Raw genomic sequence first — 18,288 nt, forward strand, 5'->3', positions numbered from 1 at the left:
GTCAGAGCGTCCCCGACAGTCGCGCGGCAGTTCCTTCAAGGCCGCTTACATGAGTGCGGTGTTGAATGCCGTGCTGATGGCCATGCAGATTGTCATTGGCCTGTTCGCGCATTCCGACGGCCTGGTGGCTGACGGTATCCATACGCTCAGCGATCTCGCCGCCGACGGCGTCGTCATCGCCGTGCTGTTTCTCGGCGCGGCTGCGGCCTCCGGCCAACGCGCTTCGAGCAGCGACGGCGGCTTCCATGCGTCGCTTGCGACGCTTGTCATCGGCGTGCTGCTGATCGGCACCGCCGGCGAGATGCTATGGCATAGCATCGGACCCGCCACGATTCTCACTGTCAGCACCAGCGTGCGTGCGAGCGCGCTGGTGGTCGCGGTCTTCGTCATGTTCGCCAAGGAAACGCTGTTCCGCTATATGCGGTCAGTAGCTCAACGAACACATTCTGGCGTTCTGCTTGCCAGTGCCTGGCACGCCAGACTCGACGCGGTATCGGCGCTGGTTGCCGTGATGGGCATTCTCGGCAGCATGGCCGGCCTGCCGATGCTCGATCACGTCGCGGCCGGTGTGATCGGCCTGATGATCCTGCGCATGGGTTACAACAACTGCTGGTCGGCGCTGAAGGACCTGGCCGCCCGGCCACTCGGCAACACTGCCGGCCAATGACAGCGACAGAGGCAAGCGCCGATGCCTCGCAAGCAGGCACACGAGCAAACGCCGCTTGACTGGCCCTGCCGTTTGTGATCCTATTACGCCCATGTTCGCCGCACAGACCCTGCTATCCCTCCTACTACTAGCCCGCTCTACCGGGCTAGGTCTGCTGCTACGCGCTTCCCGCATCTAACGCATCTGAAGCGCAGTTAATTCCCAAGTTTTGCTGACCTTGCCCCGGTTGCCCAACCGGCGGCCGTGCTTCGTTCCGTTCCTTTGCGTCTCCCGTTTTTCGAACCCACGAGCCCATCATGCTGAAAAATCCTGCTACCAAGTACCGCCCGTTCACCCCCGTCAACTTGCCGGATCGCACCTGGCCGTCGCGCACCATCACGCACCCGCCGATCTGGATGAGCACCGACCTGCGCGACGGCAATCAGGCACTGTTCGAGCCGATGAACGCGCAACGCAAGATGCGCATGTTCAAGACGCTGGTGCAGATTGGCTTCAAGGAAATCGAAGTGGCGTTTCCGTCGGCGTCCGAAACCGACTTCAATTTCGTACGCGAACTGATCGAGGGCGGCCACATTCCGGATGACGTCACGATCGAAGTGTTGACCCAGGCGCGCGACGACCTGATCGAGCGCACCTTCGAATCGCTGCGCGGCGTGCCGCGTGCGATCGTGCATCTGTATAACGCCACCGCGCCGGAATTCCGCAAGATCGTGTTCGGGCTCGACCGTAACGGTGTCAAGCAACTGGCCGTGAACGCGGCGCGCACCATGAAGCGTCTCGTGGATGCCACCCCGGAGACGGCTTTCACGCTGCAGTACAGCCCGGAAACCTTCACCGCCACCGAACTCGATTTCGCCAAGGAAGTGTGCGATGCCGTGTTCGATGTCTGGCAGCCGACGCCCGAGCGCAAAGCCATCGTCAACCTGCCGGCCACGGTGGAAGTCGGCACGCCGAATTTCTACGCGGACCAGATCGAGTGGATGCACCGCAATCTGGCGCGGCGTGACTCGCTGCTGCTTTCGGTTCACCCGCACAACGATCGCGGCACCGCAGTCGCCGCGGCTGAACTGGCCGTCATGGCCGGCGCCGACCGCGTCGAAGGTTGTCTCTTCGGTAATGGTGAACGCACCGGCAACGTCGACCTCGTGACGCTGGCGATCAATCTTTACACCCAGGGCGTCGACCCGGGACTCGATTTCTCGCACATCAACGAAGTCGCGCGCACCGCCGAGGAATGCACGCAATTGCCGGTGCATCCGCGTCACCCGTATGTCGGCGATCTGGTGTTCACCGCCTTCTCGGGATCGCACCAGGATGCGATCAAGAAAGGCTTCGCCGTGCAGAAGGATGACGCGCTGTGGGAAATGCCTTATCTGCCGATCGACCCGCGCGATCTGGGCCGCACTTACGATTCGATCATTCGGGTCAACAGCCAGTCCGGTAAAGGCGGCATTGCTTATCTGCTCGAACAGACACATGGCGTTGTGTTGCCGCGGCGTCTGCAGGTCGACTTCAGCTCGGCCGTCCAGCAACTCACCGACGATAGCGGCCAGGAAGTCACCGCACAGCAGATCTGGGAAGTGTTCCAGGATGAGTACGTGCGCGGTGAGACGCCGCTGCGTTACATCGGCCATGCGCTGTCAGAAGAAGGCGGGCGCGAGCGCATCAAGCTGACGGTGGAGATAGCCGGTAAGCGCACCGTGCTGGCAGGCGAAGGCAACGGCCCGCTCGACGCGTTGATGCATGCGCTGCGCACCCCTGTGCGGATCCAGCACTACGAAGAACGTGCGCTTACTCAGGGCGCGGACGCGAAGGCAATCGCGATTGCCGAAATGGCCGGTGCGCAGGTAGTGGGCAGCGCGTTCGGCGTGGGCATCGATGCGAATCTGATTACCGCTTCGATCCGCGCCGTAATCAGCGGCATCAATCGTGCGTATGCCCGTTCGGATGCTGATGCGCAAGCGCATTTCTTCGATGCAGTGCTGCGCGAAGTGGCGGACGACGAGCGCAGCAAGGCTCTGCAGGCGGGGTAAAGCAACGGGGGACGGGAAAGCGGGAAAGCGAGTCCCCTAAGCGTACTCGCGCTCCCGCATCCACTTCGTCATGATCCATTTGTCGCCGCCCAACACGGGCGCGCCGCCATGCAAGGTCAGCGGATCGAGTTGCCGCAAGCCGTTCAGATAACGGAAGTACACCGCCCCACCCTGCCTGCCGGTAACCGATAAACCTGCCTCAGGGAAAATGGTCTCGCCACCATCCGGCACGTCGTTGAGATAAACGATTAGCGTCGCCACACGCTGGCCGCCGCGTGCGGTATGCACCGCGCTGCCCGGTTGATCGGGCGGAAAATAGTCGAAATGCGGACGGTATTCGCCGCTGGTGTTGTAATGCAGAATCTGCAGTCCCTCGCCGTTCTCCACCGGCCAGTTCATCAGGCTGGAAATCCGCTGGTCGAGACGCTCGATGAGCGCGTCCTCGCCGCGTTGAAACCAGATACCCTCGCTGGTGCGATTGCGGATCACGTCTTCTTGCCCGGTGTCCGGATTGACCGTGGTCGAGCGTTTGAGACGATGCCGCGAACGCTCCATCATCTCGGTGCACTCTTCAGGCGAAAGCACGTCGGCAAAGACGACCACTTGGGGCCGCTCGCAACGCATCACCACTTTCACATCGCGATCGTACGCGCGGATCAGATTGCCGCTTGCCACGGGTAATGCGTCGTACTGGTACGTGCCTTGTACCGCTTTGACGAGGCTCGCTTCGGTGCCTGCGGTTGCCACGATGCCGCCCGGCGTTCTTGCCTGATCAGCGGAGCCGAAGCCACTCGGGCCGTTTGCTGCGTCCGATCCGCTTGCCACGCCCACGGCGCCCGCGGCATTAGCCGTTGCGGTGACCACACCGCCAACATTTGCGGAGCTCACCGCGCGCTGCACCGCACTGCTAGCGGAGAACTGATCGAAACCCGCCCCCATCATGGCTGCGACCATGGAATCCACGGTACAGCCACGCTTCGCATTGGTGGCCAGCCAATCTTCCCAGGCCGCATCCACGACAGGCATAAGTACTCGTCCCTTGGTATTGTTTGTTCGGGTTTATTCGGCGCGCGGGTGGGCGGCGAATTTCCGCTCACACGCACGCTCGCTCTCAACGAGATACTGCATCAACCCGCCAATCTCACGCAAGTAGGCCAGGTGGACAGGCCATTCGGATCAGGGTCAACGTCGTGCCCGGACTCAGCCGCGCTTGTTCCGATAAGCATCGAGGCCTTTCTTCGCCTGCGCCCGTATTGCTCCTTGCACGAAGGGCGTCCAGCCGAGCAAGGCGCCCTTGAGTCCCAATGCCTGCCGCGACCAGCGCCAAAGGTCGAAGCTGTCGCGATGCTCGACGATGCGCCCGTCCCGAAACACGAATTGCGCCTGAATCCGGTTCTCCACCTTGCGGCCAGTCTGACTGAAAATATAACGCGCCACCCAGTGCGCACGACCGGTACGCTCGTCCGCGGTGACGGCGTCGAACGTCAGGGAAAAATCCTGGGCCCGCGCGACCAGCATGCGCCACATATCGCGCGCCTGCTCGCCGCGCAACTCGCCGAACACGGGGTCGCTGAAGACCACGTCATCGGCGTAGCATGCGCCCATCGCTTCGGCATCTTGCTTCTGAAAAGCTTCATAGAAGCGCCCGATCAACTCGCTGTTGGTATTGGGATGACTCATCGTTGGTATTGTTCCCGTAGCAAAGCGGATGGTGCCATCGACCTTCTCCTTATGGCCGGCCTGTCTCAATGTCACGCGCGAACGAACCGCTGCGTTCGTGTCATATTGTGCCATTCAAACCGCCGCCGTCTCCGGCTCCGGGTCTGGGTCATTGCCCTGGGTGAGACGAGCGGCTAGCTGCCAGCCTGGACGTTATGGCCTCGAACCCGACCCGCCGCCGCGCGGCTTGCTCGACCCGCCAGCAAGTACACCGCCAGCGAGATCCCCGCCGCAACCGCAGCAGCAAGATAGAGCGATGATGCAAAACCGCTGGCAAAGCTGGCATGAGCAGCAGCCGCGAGCGGCGCGCTCATCGCCGGCGGCAGGTGTGCGCTCGCCCCAGCCGCATCACCGGCCAATACACGCGACAGAAAGCCCGCGTCGAGTGCGCTTCGGAGCGCGGGAGTCAACTCAGGCCGCGCATAAAACGCGGACTGGGTGCGCGCAGCCAGCACTGCACCGAGCACGCCGACCGACGTCACGATAGCGGTAAAGCGCGTGGTCGTACTGATACCTGATGCCATGCCGGTACGGTTCGGCGGAACGCACGCCATGATGGCCTTTTGCGTGTCGCCGTTAAGAACGCCCGCGCCGAGGCCCGTCACCACCATGCCGATCGCCACCAGGCCATAACGCGCCTCGCCTGCAACCAGAGCAGTCAGAAGATTGCCCGCGCCGATCAAAAGCAAGCCCGTGCTGAGCATCGCCATAGCCGAGAGACGCCGGGACAACACCGCGCCGACATACGGCCCCACCACCATGGCAAGCGCAAACGGCAGCATGCCCACGCCCGCCGCGATGGCCGGTAGCCCAAAGGCGTTCTGCAGATAAAGCGGCAGAAAGGTCATCATGACCTGCGCGCACGCCGCATAGCCAAACATGGCGAGAACCGCGGCCACGAAGCGCGACTGACGGAACAGCGCAAGGTCCACCATCGCATGTCGACGCACGCGCTGCAGTTGAACGAAGGCCACAAACAGCAGCGCCGCCGCCGATAGTTTCACGCCGGTCGAGCCGCTCGTCCAACCCGCCGACGGTGCCGCGATCAGGGCCCAGATAGCCACCGCCAACCCGACGCCAAACAACAGGCTGCCCGCTACATCGATAGGTCCGGCTTCGGGGTTGCGCGAGTCCTGGATCGCACGCCACGCACACACAATCAGCACCGTGCAGACCGGCAGATTCAGCAGAAAGATCCAGCGCCAGCCGAGCCATTGCGTAATGACGCCGCCCACCAGCGGCGCCACGGTCGTCGCCAATCCCATGCAGGTGCCCCACACCGCCCAGGCACGCACGCGCTCGGGACCCTCATGAAACGTATTGGCGATCACGGCGAGCGCCGCAGTCACCAGCATCGCCGCGCCCACGCCCTTCACGGCGCGGGCAATATTCAGCAGCAATGCCGACGGCGCGAGGCCGCAGCCCAGCGACGCCAGAAAGAACACGGCGAGCCCAAGCAGCAGCATGCGTTTGCGGCCGAACCGGTCGGCCAGGCCGCCCGCCGGAAGCAGGCACGCCGCGAAGGCGACCATATAGGCGCTGACGACCCATTCCACATCGGCAAAGCTTGCGTGAAACGAGCGGGCAATGGACGGTAACGAGACCGCGACCACATTGGTATCGAGCACGATCAGCGCGCAGATTGCGGAGGTTGTGGCAAGCACAAAGCCTGCGTTGCGGGGGATGCCCGCCGGCGCAGGCGAGACCGGCTCATTGGTTGTTTGAGGACGCAGCGCGTCGCGAGTCTGGGACATAGGCATAGGTGGGTCGATAGGTAAATCGATAGCTGGACTAACGCCAAACGGACCCCATCCTAGCCGTGCTGCTATTTCCTGTCATTGCCACAGACCGACAGAATAATTAATTCAATCGATAATACAGACGACAACGCGGTCTGCGTCACATCCACTGTATCGCCAAGGTCGCGAGGCATCTTTGCTGCTCGCGGATGGTCGAGGAACTGGATATCGTCGCGACATTCGTTATATCCTATGGAATACAGCGGTAGGTAACGAATGGCGCGCGTGCTCTGTGGTTCCCAAACTCAACACCCCCGCCAACCCGCTGCACCACAAACCGTAACCGGCAACCTGGAGCCAAGATTGGTGCGCAGTCGATCCACCCTGTCCGAATCGCCGGAACATCCCGGCCGGACCGCGAAGAGCTTTTCAACCACGATCACGGCGTTGAAATCCGCCACCGATCGCGGGCGCGCCGAGTTGATCCGCGATGTCGTCGATGCCTTCAGGCGTCTCTATGGCAGCGTATTGCGCTTCGTACAGATGTTCGCCGACGGCCAGGACAGTTTTCCTGCGGCCGGCAACTCGGGCTCACACTCGTTTAGCCAGCTTCTCGCCATCCTCGGCGAGCAAGGCAAGACGAGCAATTTTGGCCGCCTCGAAGAACTCAGAGCCGCGATCGAGGAAGCCCGTTCGGCTGAGCAACTGCGCGACGCGATTTTCTCCGACGCCCAAAGCAACGACCACGCCGCGCTGCGCAAAGTCGCCGCTGCGCTCGAGCGCCTCGATGCGACCTTCGTCGGCCTGTGCGTCGAACATGTGCTGGAGCAGCACGCCCGGGCGTCTTTAGTCGTGTCGTCGGCAGGCTGATAGGGTGCCCTGCAGCCGACCCGTCAAACGCCCACCGTTATATTCGATGGTATATTTCGCTAGAGAAACTGAAGGTGGCGGACTCGACATTACCCGGTGAACTTCGCCGGCGAGCCCTGAAACCGGAACCGGATTCGAGGTCATCATGCAAGCTCCCCCGTTTCGCCTCGCCCGAACCGCCGACGCAAACCGTGCCGACGACGGCGCCGGCGCTCGCCTGCGCGTGGCCGACGCCTGCTGCGCGCCGCCATCACCTGGGCAGCTCGCCAGCTCGAAGCGGCGCACGAAGCTGACCGAACTGGACCCGCATCTGCATTGCTCCGTGATCGGCACCTGCCTCACGACGCACGAATTGCGCAAGCTGGTACCCAAGTTCACCGATCTCGACCGTCAGCACGCGAGCGACCTTGAGATTCACCATGCTGCGGTCGAACTCGCGATTGCGGGCGGCGCAGGCAGCAAGGCGCTCCACAAGGCGCTCGACGAACGCTATGCCGGCGCACTCCGGCGCTTCGATCAGGCGCGCGACGAAGAGGCATTGCTCGCGCTCTGGAACGAGTCGCTCAAGAACGGCGACATTCCGCCCGCCTACTGGGCGCTGATGACCCATCCGTACGCAACGATGCCGGTGCGCCAGGCGGCTTTCGGCGAACTGCACATGTTGTCGCATCTGGTTGGCGCGGCCAATCGTGCGGATATTCGCCGGCTGGTGGCGCTCGAAGAGGAAAACGCCGCGCTTCGCGACAAGGTGGAACGGCAACAGAACCGCCTGCACGAGATCAGCACGCAGCGGGACGCAACCGTCGCGCAGCTAAGCGAACAGGTTGTCAAACTAAGCGCGCAGGCACGCCCCCAATTACCCGTCGACACCGCTAGTCTCGCGGAAGAAGTGAAAGCGCTGCAGGAGAAGCTTGCCGAAGCGAACGAGCGTCTCGCGCTGCACACCAGCCGCCGGGAAGCCGCGGAACAGCGCGCGCTGCAGGAACAAGGAACGGCCGAGGCGCTACGCGAGAGCCGCGATCAGGCGCTAGCGTTGCTAAAGGCGGTGCAGTCGGAATGTCACGCGCTCGAGCGGGCCACGCTCGACGCGCTCGATGAACCGGACGCGCGTCGCGCGGGACTTGCCGGCCTACATGGCAAACGCGTGGTGTACGTGGGCGGACGGCCCGGCTCGAATACGGCGCTCAAGGCGCTGGTGAGCTCCGCGGGCGGCGAACTCGTCGTGCACGACGGTGGGGTGGAAGATCGCAAGGGTCTGCTCGCCGCGGCATTGCCGGGTGCCGACCTCGTGGTGTTTCCGGTGGATTGCATCGATCACGATTCGATGAACATGCTCAAGCGCGTGTGCGAGCGTCATCAGGTGGACTACCACCCGCTGCGAACGGCGAGCGTTACCAGTTTTATCGACCTGATTACGCGTCTGCATACCGACCGCGGTGACCTGCAAAGCGCGGCACCGAACTCACGCCCGCCTTCGGCGTTTTGCCTGCGGCATGGCTGAAGAGGGGTTAGCCGGAGCGTGTTAGCCGGCGCCCCAAGGAAGACTCCACGCCACTTCGGCAATTCAAAGTCGCATCAAGCGGATCAGATCGCCGATCTGCGTGGCGCAGGCCTGTTCGGCTTGCGCTTCGACATCGCGATAGAGGCGCACGATGCTCTCGCCGACCTCGGTGAGGACACAACCGCCGCCGCTTTGGCCGCCCTGCTCTGAAACCGTTGCGGGAGACTTCAGCGACCGGTTCAGCTCGTCGATCAGCAGCCATGCGCGCCGGTATGACATATCGAGGCTGCGCGCCGCGGCCGAGATCGAGCCGTGTTCGCGCACCGCTTCAAGCAGTTCGACTTTGCCCGGTCCAAGTGCGACGGTCTCGCCCTTGCGAATGCGCATCCGGAAGCGAACCTCGGGCCGTGCCTTGTTGCGGACCTGGGTGCCGGCCTTGGCGCCGGCTTTGGAGTCAGCCTTGGAGGCCACGCGAGTGCCGGCCCGGCTACCCGCCCTTGTGGCGGCTTTAGCGCCGGGTTTTATACCGGTCGTTTTCGCCGGCATAGAAGGATTTTTAGCAGATTCAGCCATGCGCGAAAGCATACACGAAGCCGATTGCGAAGCGGCATCGGGATAGAGCCGCATCTGTCCAGCCAGAGGATTACCTCAAGACGCGCGAGGAAAGCAAAACCGGTAATCCTCGCAACCGGGACAACCCGGTGCAGGACCGGGCTCCTGTCCAAGCGACAAGGCAAGTTGCTGGGCCAGAAATTTTTTCCAGCGCAGATTCTCCACATTGAGCGCGGCCAGTGACGGGAAATACCGCTCGAGCATCGCCGAGACTTCGTCGCGCCCAGTCAGTCCGAGGTCACGCCATAGATGATCGGGTCGCAAGCATGCGTGCGCGATGATCGTTGCGAGACATTGGGCATCGTCGGGCAGCACGGCTGGGCTCGCGTACTGCAGCATCAATGCGCGCATTGCGGTGGCAAATTCGACATGCTCGTGGGTGTCCACTGCTAATGCGGCGACAGCGACCGCTGCGGCAACGCCGGAGAACCGGCTTAAACCGGTCAGATCGGGCGCGACCGGCGTGAACCGGAAGTGACGGCCAATGAGCCCGCTCCACTGTGCCGGAGAGAGGCCTAGCAGCGCCCACTCCCCACGCACTTCGCGGGCAGCGATCAGTTTGGCGAACAGACGGGCATCGAAAGAACGTGGGTCGATCGCCGCCTCGAGCCATTGATGCATCCGCACAGCTTTCCAAACCATTACAACGGACGCAGCAACTGCACATCAATCCGTTTGAGCCGCTTGACGTGTCGCGGCGCCGCCATGATGTCGGCGCCGGAAAACAGGATCGGCGCACCGTCTTCAGCACTCAGCGGTTCACCGTCGCATTCATACGCGATCAGCGCGCTCTCGCCCACCGGCGTGTTGAACAGTTCATGCCACGAGAAGGTCACGGCGTAACCGTCCTGCGCCGCCGCGACGAACACCATCCGCTTGAAATCGCCGGGCGAATCGTTGCGCAGACAGGCCTGCTTGATAAGCGCGGTCAGACTGACACCCCGATAGCGGCCAACGCGGCGAATATAGCGGTTGGTCGTAAAGCAGCGTAGATCGAAAGGCGCGGCCAGCATGCTGTCGTAGCTTCTGAGTTGCTCGAGCGTCAACGACAACGGCTGCAGCACGTGACCGGTCAGCGCGAAAACGCTGGCAAGCGCCTGTTCCGGAAGCTCTACAGTCAGATTCATCGAGTCCATGCTTGCAGATCCTCCGCAACGAATTGGGCCGCGCAGCCAGGCAAAGATGCAGCGATTCGCCGCACGCCGCGTCAAGTGGTTGAAACACCCGAAGCGCAATATTTTCGCATATATTACGCCGCAGGCCGCCCAGCGCGGCAGTTGGCCCCACGGCATACCGGATATATCGCGCGGTCTATGCTCCGCTAGTGGGGGTTTCAATCCACGGCGCGCCGTCGCGTCGTAATATAGCGATCTTCATAACGCTACGGGAAATGGCATGATTCGCAAGCTGCTTGCATCGTTCACGGTAGTCGCCGGCCTGGCGGCCGCCACCCCCAGCTTCGCCCAGGACAACACCGTCAACGTGCTATACGCAGGTTCGCTGGTCAACCTGATGGAGCGCAGCGTCGGCCCCGCCTTCGAGAAATCCACCGGCCTGCAGTTTCGCGGCTACGCGGCGGGCTCGAACAAGATCGCCAATGAAATCAAGGGCAAGCTGCGCCGCGGTGATGTGTTTATCAGCGCGAGTCCCAAGGTCAATCAGAGCCTGATGGGCGCCGATAACGGCGACCACGTGAGCTGGTACGTCAATTTCGCCGAGTCGCCGCTGATGATCGGCTACAACCCGAAGAGCAAGTTCGCCGCCGACTTCAAGACGAAGCGCTGGGACCAGGTGCTGCAGGAGCCGGGTATCCGCATCGGCCGCACGGATCCGAAGCTCGATCCGAAGGGTGCGTTCACGGTCGAGATGATGACCAAGGCCGCGGATCTGTACCATCAACCGGACCTCGTCGAGAAGACGCTCGGTGCGCCGGACAATCCCGAGCAGGTATTGCCTGAGGAAACGCTCGTCGGCCGGCTGCAATCGGGCCAGCTCGACGCCGGCTTCTTCTACTCGACCGAAACGTCGGATCTGAAGATTCCCGCGTTCCAGCCGGCTCCCGAGTTGAAGGCGAAAGCAGCCTACACGCTGACCATCCTGAACGACGCCCCGAACAGCGCAGGCGCCGTGCGTTTTGTCGACTTCCTGCTGAGCGCCGAAGGCCGCGCGTTGCTGAAGCAGCATGGCGTCGATGTGATCAAACCCGCTGTGACCGGCAATGGCCAGGCTATCCCGCCGTCGGTGCAAGCCGTGATCGACGCGGCGCAATAACGTCGCGATGAAGCGCGTCGCGGCCAAGCCGCTTGTCTGGCTGGCTGCGCTGCTGGCCGTCTATCTTTGCGCACCGTTCGTCGCCAGTGTGCCCCAGCTCGGCGCAGCCGACTGGGCCAGCGTCGACTGGCATGCCACGTGGTCGGCGGTGGCGATTTCCGCGGGGAGCGCCAGCGTCGCCGCGCTCGTGATCCTGATCGGCGGGGTGCCGCTGGGTTACTTTCTCGCCCGCTCGAACTCGCGCAAGGCGGCGGTGCTCGGCTTCATCGTGCAATTGCCGCTCGCGCTGCCGCCGCTCACGAGCGGCGTGCTGCTGCTGTTCCTGCTTGGACCGTATAGCTGGGTCGGCAGTCTGACCGGCGGCGCCTTGACCGATTCGTTTACCGGCATCGTGCTCGCGGAGACTTTCGTCGCTGCGCCGTTCCTGATCATCGCTGCCAAGTCCGCATTTGCTGCCGTCGATCCGGTCTTCGACGACGTCGCCGCGACGCTCGGCCATCACGCCGGCAGCCGCTTTTTCCGCGTCACGCTGCCAGTGGCGTGGCCGGCGATTCGCGCGGGTCTTGCGCTGTCGTGGCTGCGGGCGTTCGGTGAATTCGGCGCCACCGTGATGGTGGCGTATCACCCCTATTCGTTGCCGGTCTATACCTATGTGGTATTCGGCGGCCAGGGGCTGCCGGCCATGATGCCGCTCCTCTTGCCCACCTTGACGATTGCGGTTGTATGCGCCGCGCTGTCGCTGTACAGCAGGCGGCAAAACGGCATCGATCCACGAGCGGAAAGCGGCGACGAAGCCGCGCTTCATCCCGTGACTTCAATGCCGGCTGCCGAAGCCGCTCCGCTTCAACTCGCCTTCGAACTGAAACGCCATCTCGGCACGTTCGATCTCGACATTGCATGGACACCGGTGACCCGGCGCCTTGCCGTCATCGGCCCGTCGGGTTCCGGGAAGTCTCTTGCGCTGCGATTGATAGCGGGACTCGAGCGCAACGAGCGCGGCACGGTGCGCCTCGGCACGGCGGAACTGGACGCGTTGCCGCCAGAGCAGCGCCAGATTGGCTATATGCCGCAGGACTACGGTCTGTTCCCGCATATGACGGTGGCCCAACAACTGGCCTTTCCCGTCGATGCCGACGCCGCCAGCGCCCGCTACTGGCTCGAGCATCTGGGTCTTGCCGCGCTGGTTGGGCGGCTGCCGCATCAACTGTCGTTCGGTCAGCGTCAACGTGTGGCACTCGCAAGGGCCTTGACGCGCCACAGCCAGTTGCTGCTGTTCGACGAACCGTTCGCCGCGCTCGACACGCCGCGCCGCCGGCGTTTGCAACAGTCGCTGCGTGCGTTGCAGCGGGAGATTGCGGCGGTGACGGTCATCGTCACACACGATCCCGACGAGGCTGCGCTGCTTGCCGACGAAGTCCTCGTGATCGAGCAGGGACGTGTGCTACAGGCGGGCGCACTCGATGCGGTCTATGAACAGCCGGCGACGATGCGCGTGGCCGAACTGCTCGGTCTGCACAACGTGGGCGAAGGGATCATGCGCGAAGCGGGTGTGCTCGAAATTGGCGACGGCCTTGCGGTGAAAACGAACGAGCGCTCGATCGAAGCGGGCCGGCGGGTGATGTGGCGCGTGTCGTCGCACGCGCTGGTGGCGACGCCCGACGGTCCCCACATTGGCAACGTGGACGCCATCGAACTGCGCCGCGGCGAGCGCTATATCCGCGTGGAGATTGGCGGGGCGTATTTCAATATCGCTAGCGAAGACACACGGTTGCATCAGGGTACGCAGCACCGCTTTGCGATTGCTGCGGCGGGTGTGTCGGTATGGTGATCTTCTGAGAACTCGTTTGCGACGTGATCAACAGGTGATCACGCCGCAATCATAGCGAGACAGTGTCCTGCCTTAACGTGGCTTAACCTGCCTTAACCTGACTTAGCCAGCCGCAGCCGGGCAGAACAGTTCGCCGTGCTTAGCGACATACGCTCGCGCACCACTGCGATCCGAGGCGTCGAACAGCACCACACCACCGTCCGAGACGACCGCCAGCGTCGCGCCGTCCGGTGTGTAGCGCAACGCTTCCGGATTGTTGCCCGTTGCGTAGCCGCCATTCACCTTGCCGCTATCACGCGCAATAGTCGCCACCGCGCCGTCTTGCGGAAACGACACTGCCAGCGTGCTGCCGTCCGGGCTCAGCGCGAAATGATAAGCCGTCGGCGTGCCGCAAAAATGCAGCGTGTTCGCCGGCTTCAGCGTTTGCGCGTCGTATTCGACAATGCCGTCGCGTGACAGCACCAGCAGATTGCCGCTGTGCGGGTCGATTTGCAGATCGAGCGGGCTGGACGCATCGATGGTGCCGATCAGCTTGCGGTTCACCGTGCTGAATACTTCGACCGTGCCCGCCACGCCGTCGGTCGCGAACAGGCGCTTGCCGTCCGCGGACAGCACCAGACCCACCGGCCGACCGAACGGCTCGTCACGCGCGTCGCCGCCCTTCAGATCGAAGCGGCCGAACGGGCGGCCGTTAGCGGTCTCGAACGCCGAAACCGTATTGGAAACGACATTGAACACATACGCGCGGCGACCATCCGCGGAGAGCACGATATTCTGCGGAAAGCGCTGGGCGCGGACCGTGCGCACGATCCGGCCTTTCTCCAGATCGACGAACACCAGCGAATCGGGACGCAACGAGGTCACATAAGCACGGCGGCCATTCGCGTCCACGGCAACCCCAACCGCGCCGACGCCGCGGCAGAAGTTATCCTGGCAATCGTCCGAGGTCTTGGCGGGCGCATGGCCGTCGATGGTCTTCGCCACGTTGCGGTTAGCCAGATCGACCACCGCCAGCGTGTTGTCGCCATTGCTGGTTGCGTAAAGCCATTTGCTGTCGGCGCTGATGTCGAGACCCGCCGGCACATTGCCGACCGGAATCACCGTGCCCTTCGCCAGTTCTCCGACCGACGCGGCTGCGGCCTTCGCAGCGGCCTCGCTGGCAGAATCGTTGGTGGTGCTGCAGGCCGCCAGCACGAAACACGCGGCCATCACGGCAGCCAATTGACGCAAACCTGGCAGAGCCAATTGCTCCGTGGCTTCATTATGATTAAAACGATCACGCCAACTCATCGCTACTCCTTGTTTAAAACCCGATCAAATAACCGAATCCTGCATAAGCTGTCTTCACACCTGCATTGGCCACGCATTAGTCCACTCTGGGCGCACATGCCCATAAAAATATTGCCGCCAGGTCGGACTTTCAGGGATTTCAAACACTGCAGGCGGTGGCAGAACTCTGGCGGATTCATACGCCAGTGGCGCCATTTACCCGCATGCGCTGCCATACCTGCGTCCCACAGCCAAATCAGCCCCTGCGCGAAGGCGTCCTGCCGATGCGCACCCTTGTCCAGCACGGATTTATCTAAAGCAGAAAAATAACGATTTCATGCCGCCCGATGAATCGTTAAATTTATGTGAATTGCATAAGCATTATGTGCCGCTCATATTCACGAATGAGCGGATTTTAAATGAGCGCGACCGGCCGTGTATAGTATTTGTTCGATTTTCCGGGGGTTTAAGCGGGGCGCCCCGCACGTTCGCCGCACGAGATTCACATGCAATTCAAATCGGCGACATAAAGCGGCAGAATTTGCAGATATCGCGTAGCGGGTGGCGTCATATTTCCCGACGCCAGCGTTGAATCGCTCCGCTTTATGTCGCGGCACTCCATGTCGTGCGCTTCCAGTCGGCAGTCGCCGCCTCAATCCACCCGGCGGCGTCCGCATCGGCCCGCGCGAGTGCTGTTTCACCGCGCGAGAGACCGGTCAAACGCAATACCGAAACGTTTCGTAGTCCGATCGTTGCCAGCACGTAGCGCAGATAAGGGGTAAGGAAATCCACCTGACCGGTTGCAGTGTGCGGTTCCGGTACAGGTCCACCGCAAGCAATCACGATAAACACGGGCCGATCGCGTAGCAGTCCCACCTTCCCTTCGCGCGTGCTGCGAAAGGTCCGGCCGATCCGCACCACATGATCGATCCACGTCTTGAGCGCAGCGGGCACCGTGAAGTTATGCATGGGCGTGTCGATGAGCAGCGCATCGGCACACTCCAACTCAGCAATCAGCTTCTCCGAAAGTGCTAACGCCTGCGTTTGCTCAGCAGTGCGTTGCATTTCAGGAGTCAGCATGGCATCGACGAACGAGCAATCCGGATATGGCAACGGCTGCGCCGCCAGATCGCGCTCGACGATCTGCAGCGGCGGTCCATCCATGGTTTGCAAATGCCCGATAAACTGCCGCCCCACTCTACGGCTATGCGATACAAGTCCACGCGGACTCGCACTGATGTGCAACAGAACACTCATTGATACTGTTCCCCTCAAAGCGCGGTATTGAAGCGCAACGCCGTGGCTAGCAGCCCCTGACGGTAATAGAAGCGATGGCCGAGTGTGTTGGTGAGCGGTGTATCCAGTACCAGCTTTGCGCAACCCAGCGCACGGCCCTCGGCCTTCAGACGATCCATCAGCAACTCGCCGTATCCCGCGCTGCGCGATGCTGCTTCCGTCACCAGATCGTCCACGTAAAAATGCGGACCGTGGACCAGATTGTCCTGCACCCGAAAACCGGCCAACGCCACCGGCTTTGCGCCTTGCCACAGTGCAAGCAGACGATAACCGACGGCCACCTGACGCCGCCAGCGCTCGAGGAATTCTTCGCAGGATGCGAGGTGCGGCCGCAATTCAAGCATCAATGCGTAGCATGCCGCCGCGTCTTCCGGGTCATCCACGTAGCGGATTTCCAGGTTTGGGTCACGCTGCCCGGGTTCCGTTGTCATTGTCCGCCCCTCCAGTCAGCGCTCCATCCCAGCTCGCGTTTCGCCTTGTCGCAGGCGAGCGTGCCGTCGTCTTCGGCAATGTTGTAGATGCCGGTCTTCCCGCGTAACACGGCCAACTCGGCGGCGCGTGCCGCTGCGTCGACGTGGACGGGAGCGGCGCCCGCCGCCGCATCGAATCCGGTGCCAGGACCGTAAAGCCGGCCATAGCGCAGCACGACGGCTTCCAGCGGCGCCTGCAGCACCTGCCGCTCGAGGCTGGCGACGCCACGCAGCGAGACGCCGCGTGGGCCGTCGAAGTGACTGTCCAGCGGATCGTCCTCGCTGTGTGGCAACGGGCCATCCGCATAGGCGAAGCCGATACTCTGCGCGACGATGCGCCGGACGTCCGCCGCGACTGCTGCAGCGACCAGGTTGCGCGTGCCCTCATCGCGGATGCGGGCGTTGCGCTGCGACGCCTCGGCCATTCTGGCCGGGTCGAGACCAGGCGGGAGGTCGGTAAGCTGATGCATGACGACCTGGGGCCGAACGGCCTCGAGCGCGGCGCGCAACGCGGCCGCGTCGAACACATCGACGACAACCGGTTCCACCCCCAACTCGCGCAGCATGGGCGCCTTGTCCGACGAGCGCGTGGTGCCCACGACGCGCCAGCCGGCGGCGACGAACAGCGGCGCGACGCGGCGCCCGATCGCCCCGGTCGCACCGGCCAGAAAGAGACAATCGGCCATAGCGGGAATCTCCCTGGATTAACGATGCGGCGAACCAGCCAAGCTGCCAGCCCACCCACAAGATGTATGAGTTCGAACATGATATAAGAATTCTTACATCATGTGCAAGCCACAGTGGGATCCGCTATGGACGATTGAAGAAGGTCGGGAATAAGGAGAGGTTAACGGGCGGGTTGAAGCCGCCGTTCAATCAGCGGTTCGCCCCGCTCCATGCTTTCGGCGAGGATACGGCCATCGAGTTTGTTTGGGTCGCTAAACGAGCCGACCGGGATCTTGCCCGTGGGCGAATCTACCAGTTTGATATAATGCGGCGCAAGACGCTGCCCGACGTCGATATCTACCGCGGCCACGGCGATTTTTGCTGCTGGCGCGGCTTGCGAGGGCATCCCGCGCACTACACAGAGCGCACCAAAAAGCGCGCCGGCAGCGGCAATTGCCAATGTCCCCATCCATTTTGTATTTTTCATGTCGCACTCCTTATGTTGCCGCCTGGCAGGATTGCGCTAGCCACACTCGAACAAACAGGAACACCAGGCGGAATCAGGCTGAAGCGCCGTCATCACACTGCGATGTCCGCTGAAAAAAGAAAGATGAGCAAGTATCAACGCCGGCGTCGAATCGCACCGCAATCAAACGCTCCGTTCCCCCACAGCGATCGTGTTGATCCGATCTGCCGCCCGGCAATTGCCGTCCCCGCGGAGCGTCGATGCAACCGGTCTGCACCGGCGGGGGAACACCCGCCCCCATCCGGTGACTGCCGATCAGGCTGTTGATCCGCCCGTAGTAAAACCCAGCTTATAAAGCCTTTCTATGAAGGCTTGTTTTTTCTGGTTGGCCCCATCGCGTCCTGCTACTTTTACTGCGCCGCCCCCTGTTGATCGGGGGTCGGCCATACCGCCTGTTTTTGTTGTCTTCCCTGTGCGTCTTCACGCTGCCTGCTGCTTCGCCCTGCTTTATTTTTCTCGCACTGCCGGTCCTCTCTGCGCCGTGCCTGTGCTTCCCCGCGCCACCTGTTCTGCACCGTGCCGCCTGATCTTCCTGCTGCTGCGTTGCGGTCCGGCGCAGAGCATATAGCGACTACCGTGCCAGAGGTTCGCAAAGCGTTGTGCCGACTGGCCTGGCGGGCGGCGCATCTAACTGGCATGGCCGCTTTGAGGAGGTCCGCGCCGAAACTGTTTCAGTGCTGCGACTCGCCAGCAACGCAAAATTTGCGGAGTGCGCGTCGCCGCATCGGTAAGCCCTGACTGCCCCGCACGGCGGTTGCGCTGCAACGCTTGGTACAGGCCATGCAGCGCTTACTGGGATCGTCACAGGCGATTCACAAAAC

The 18,288-nt window shown here is 62.5% G+C and carries 17 protein-coding genes; 6 read left to right on the forward strand and 11 right to left on the reverse strand.

What is annotated here, in order from left to right; genetic code table 11:
* Positions 1 to 49: 49 nt before the first annotated feature.
* Positions 50 to 667 (forward strand): cation diffusion facilitator family transporter, encoded by a 618-nt coding sequence (locus P3T20_RS32925; protein ID WP_429289027.1) that lies wholly within the window; start codon positions 50 to 52, stop codon positions 665 to 667.
* Positions 668 to 963: 296 nt separating this feature from the next.
* Positions 964 to 2,700: a 2-isopropylmalate synthase gene (gene leuA / locus P3T20_RS32930; protein WP_429289028.1), complete on the forward strand. Its 1,737-nt coding sequence runs from the start codon at positions 964 to 966 to the stop codon at positions 2,698 to 2,700.
* 36 nt (positions 2,701 to 2,736) lie between these two features.
* On the opposite strand, the gene P3T20_RS32935 is transcribed toward leuA, so the two are convergent.
* From P3T20_RS32935 to P3T20_RS32945, 3 genes are all read right to left on the reverse strand, one after another.
* Positions 2,737 to 3,726: a 2OG-Fe(II) oxygenase gene (locus P3T20_RS32935; RefSeq protein WP_429289029.1), complete on the reverse strand. Its 990-nt coding sequence runs from the start codon at positions 3,724 to 3,726 to the stop codon at positions 2,737 to 2,739.
* Positions 3,727 to 3,900: 174 nt separating this feature from the next.
* On the reverse strand, positions 3,901 to 4,380 hold the full coding sequence (locus P3T20_RS32940; protein ID WP_429289030.1) for a nuclear transport factor 2 family protein: 480 nt from the start codon (positions 4,378 to 4,380) through the stop codon (positions 3,901 to 3,903).
* A gap of 173 nt (positions 4,381 to 4,553) precedes the next feature.
* A complete protein-coding gene (locus tag P3T20_RS32945) occupies positions 4,554 to 6,179 on the reverse strand; it encodes an MFS transporter (RefSeq protein WP_429289031.1) in 1,626 nt (541 codons plus the stop codon).
* Between the two features lie 255 nt (positions 6,180 to 6,434).
* Here P3T20_RS32945 and P3T20_RS32950 point away from each other — a divergent pair, with 255 nt between their 5' ends.
* Positions 6,435 to 7,028 carry a hypothetical protein gene (locus P3T20_RS32950; protein WP_429289032.1) on the forward strand — a complete coding sequence of 198 codons (594 nt, stop codon included), beginning with the start codon at positions 6,435 to 6,437 and terminating at the stop codon, positions 7,026 to 7,028.
* Positions 7,029 to 7,173: 145 nt separating this feature from the next.
* A complete protein-coding gene (locus P3T20_RS32955; RefSeq protein ID WP_429289033.1) occupies positions 7,174 to 8,529 on the forward strand; it encodes a DUF2325 domain-containing protein in 1,356 nt (451 codons plus the stop codon).
* Between the two features lie 63 nt (positions 8,530 to 8,592).
* On the opposite strand, the gene P3T20_RS32960 is transcribed toward P3T20_RS32955, so the two are convergent.
* The 3 genes from P3T20_RS32960 to P3T20_RS32970 form a co-directional block, all read right to left on the reverse strand.
* Positions 8,593 to 8,916, reverse strand: a complete 324-nt coding sequence (locus P3T20_RS32960; RefSeq protein ID WP_074269460.1) for a winged helix-turn-helix domain-containing protein — start codon at positions 8,914 to 8,916, stop codon at positions 8,593 to 8,595.
* 261 nt (positions 8,917 to 9,177) lie between these two features.
* Entirely contained in the window at positions 9,178 to 9,762 is a 585-nt protein-coding gene (locus P3T20_RS32965; protein ID WP_254369100.1) for a nitrogen fixation protein NifQ, read from the reverse strand.
* 20 nt (positions 9,763 to 9,782) lie between these two features.
* Complete coding sequence (locus P3T20_RS32970) at positions 9,783 to 10,277, reverse strand: molybdopterin-dependent oxidoreductase (RefSeq protein ID WP_143787694.1); 495 nt, start codon at positions 10,275 to 10,277, stop codon at positions 9,783 to 9,785.
* A gap of 259 nt (positions 10,278 to 10,536) precedes the next feature.
* Between P3T20_RS32970 and P3T20_RS32975 the strand changes: the two genes are divergently transcribed.
* Both P3T20_RS32975 and P3T20_RS32980 read left to right on the forward strand, forming a co-directional pair.
* A complete protein-coding gene (locus P3T20_RS32975; RefSeq protein ID WP_074268504.1) occupies positions 10,537 to 11,412 on the forward strand; it encodes an extracellular solute-binding protein in 876 nt (291 codons plus the stop codon).
* 7 nt (positions 11,413 to 11,419) lie between these two features.
* The gene (locus P3T20_RS32980) at positions 11,420 to 13,240 is read left to right on the forward strand and encodes an ATP-binding cassette domain-containing protein (protein WP_074268505.1); all 1,821 of its coding nucleotides are present in this window, start codon (positions 11,420 to 11,422) and stop codon (positions 13,238 to 13,240) included.
* A gap of 102 nt (positions 13,241 to 13,342) precedes the next feature.
* On the opposite strand, the gene P3T20_RS32985 is transcribed toward P3T20_RS32980, so the two are convergent.
* The 5 genes from P3T20_RS32985 to P3T20_RS33005 form a co-directional block, all read right to left on the reverse strand.
* Entirely contained in the window at positions 13,343 to 14,530 is a 1,188-nt protein-coding gene (locus P3T20_RS32985) for a YncE family protein (RefSeq protein WP_429289034.1), read from the reverse strand.
* A gap of 582 nt (positions 14,531 to 15,112) precedes the next feature.
* Positions 15,113 to 15,766, reverse strand: coding sequence for an FMN-dependent NADH-azoreductase (locus P3T20_RS32990; protein ID WP_429289035.1), 654 nt, complete (start codon positions 15,764 to 15,766; stop codon positions 15,113 to 15,115).
* Positions 15,767 to 15,780: 14 nt separating this feature from the next.
* Entirely contained in the window at positions 15,781 to 16,236 is a 456-nt protein-coding gene (locus tag P3T20_RS32995) for a GNAT family N-acetyltransferase (protein WP_429289036.1), read from the reverse strand.
* On the reverse strand, positions 16,233 to 16,961 hold the full coding sequence (locus P3T20_RS33000; RefSeq protein WP_429289037.1) for an NAD-dependent epimerase/dehydratase family protein: 729 nt from the start codon (positions 16,959 to 16,961) through the stop codon (positions 16,233 to 16,235). Before P3T20_RS33000 ends, P3T20_RS32995 begins: the two co-directional genes overlap by 4 nt.
* A gap of 161 nt (positions 16,962 to 17,122) precedes the next feature.
* Positions 17,123 to 17,428, reverse strand: a complete 306-nt coding sequence (locus tag P3T20_RS33005) for an SAF domain-containing protein (protein ID WP_429289038.1) — start codon at positions 17,426 to 17,428, stop codon at positions 17,123 to 17,125.
* Positions 17,429 to 18,288 lie beyond the last annotated feature (860 nt).

Origin of the sequence: Paraburkholderia sp. GAS206C (assembly GCF_050435645.1) — a bacterium.
Classification (GTDB): domain Bacteria; phylum Pseudomonadota; class Gammaproteobacteria; order Burkholderiales; family Burkholderiaceae; genus Paraburkholderia; species Paraburkholderia phenazinium_B.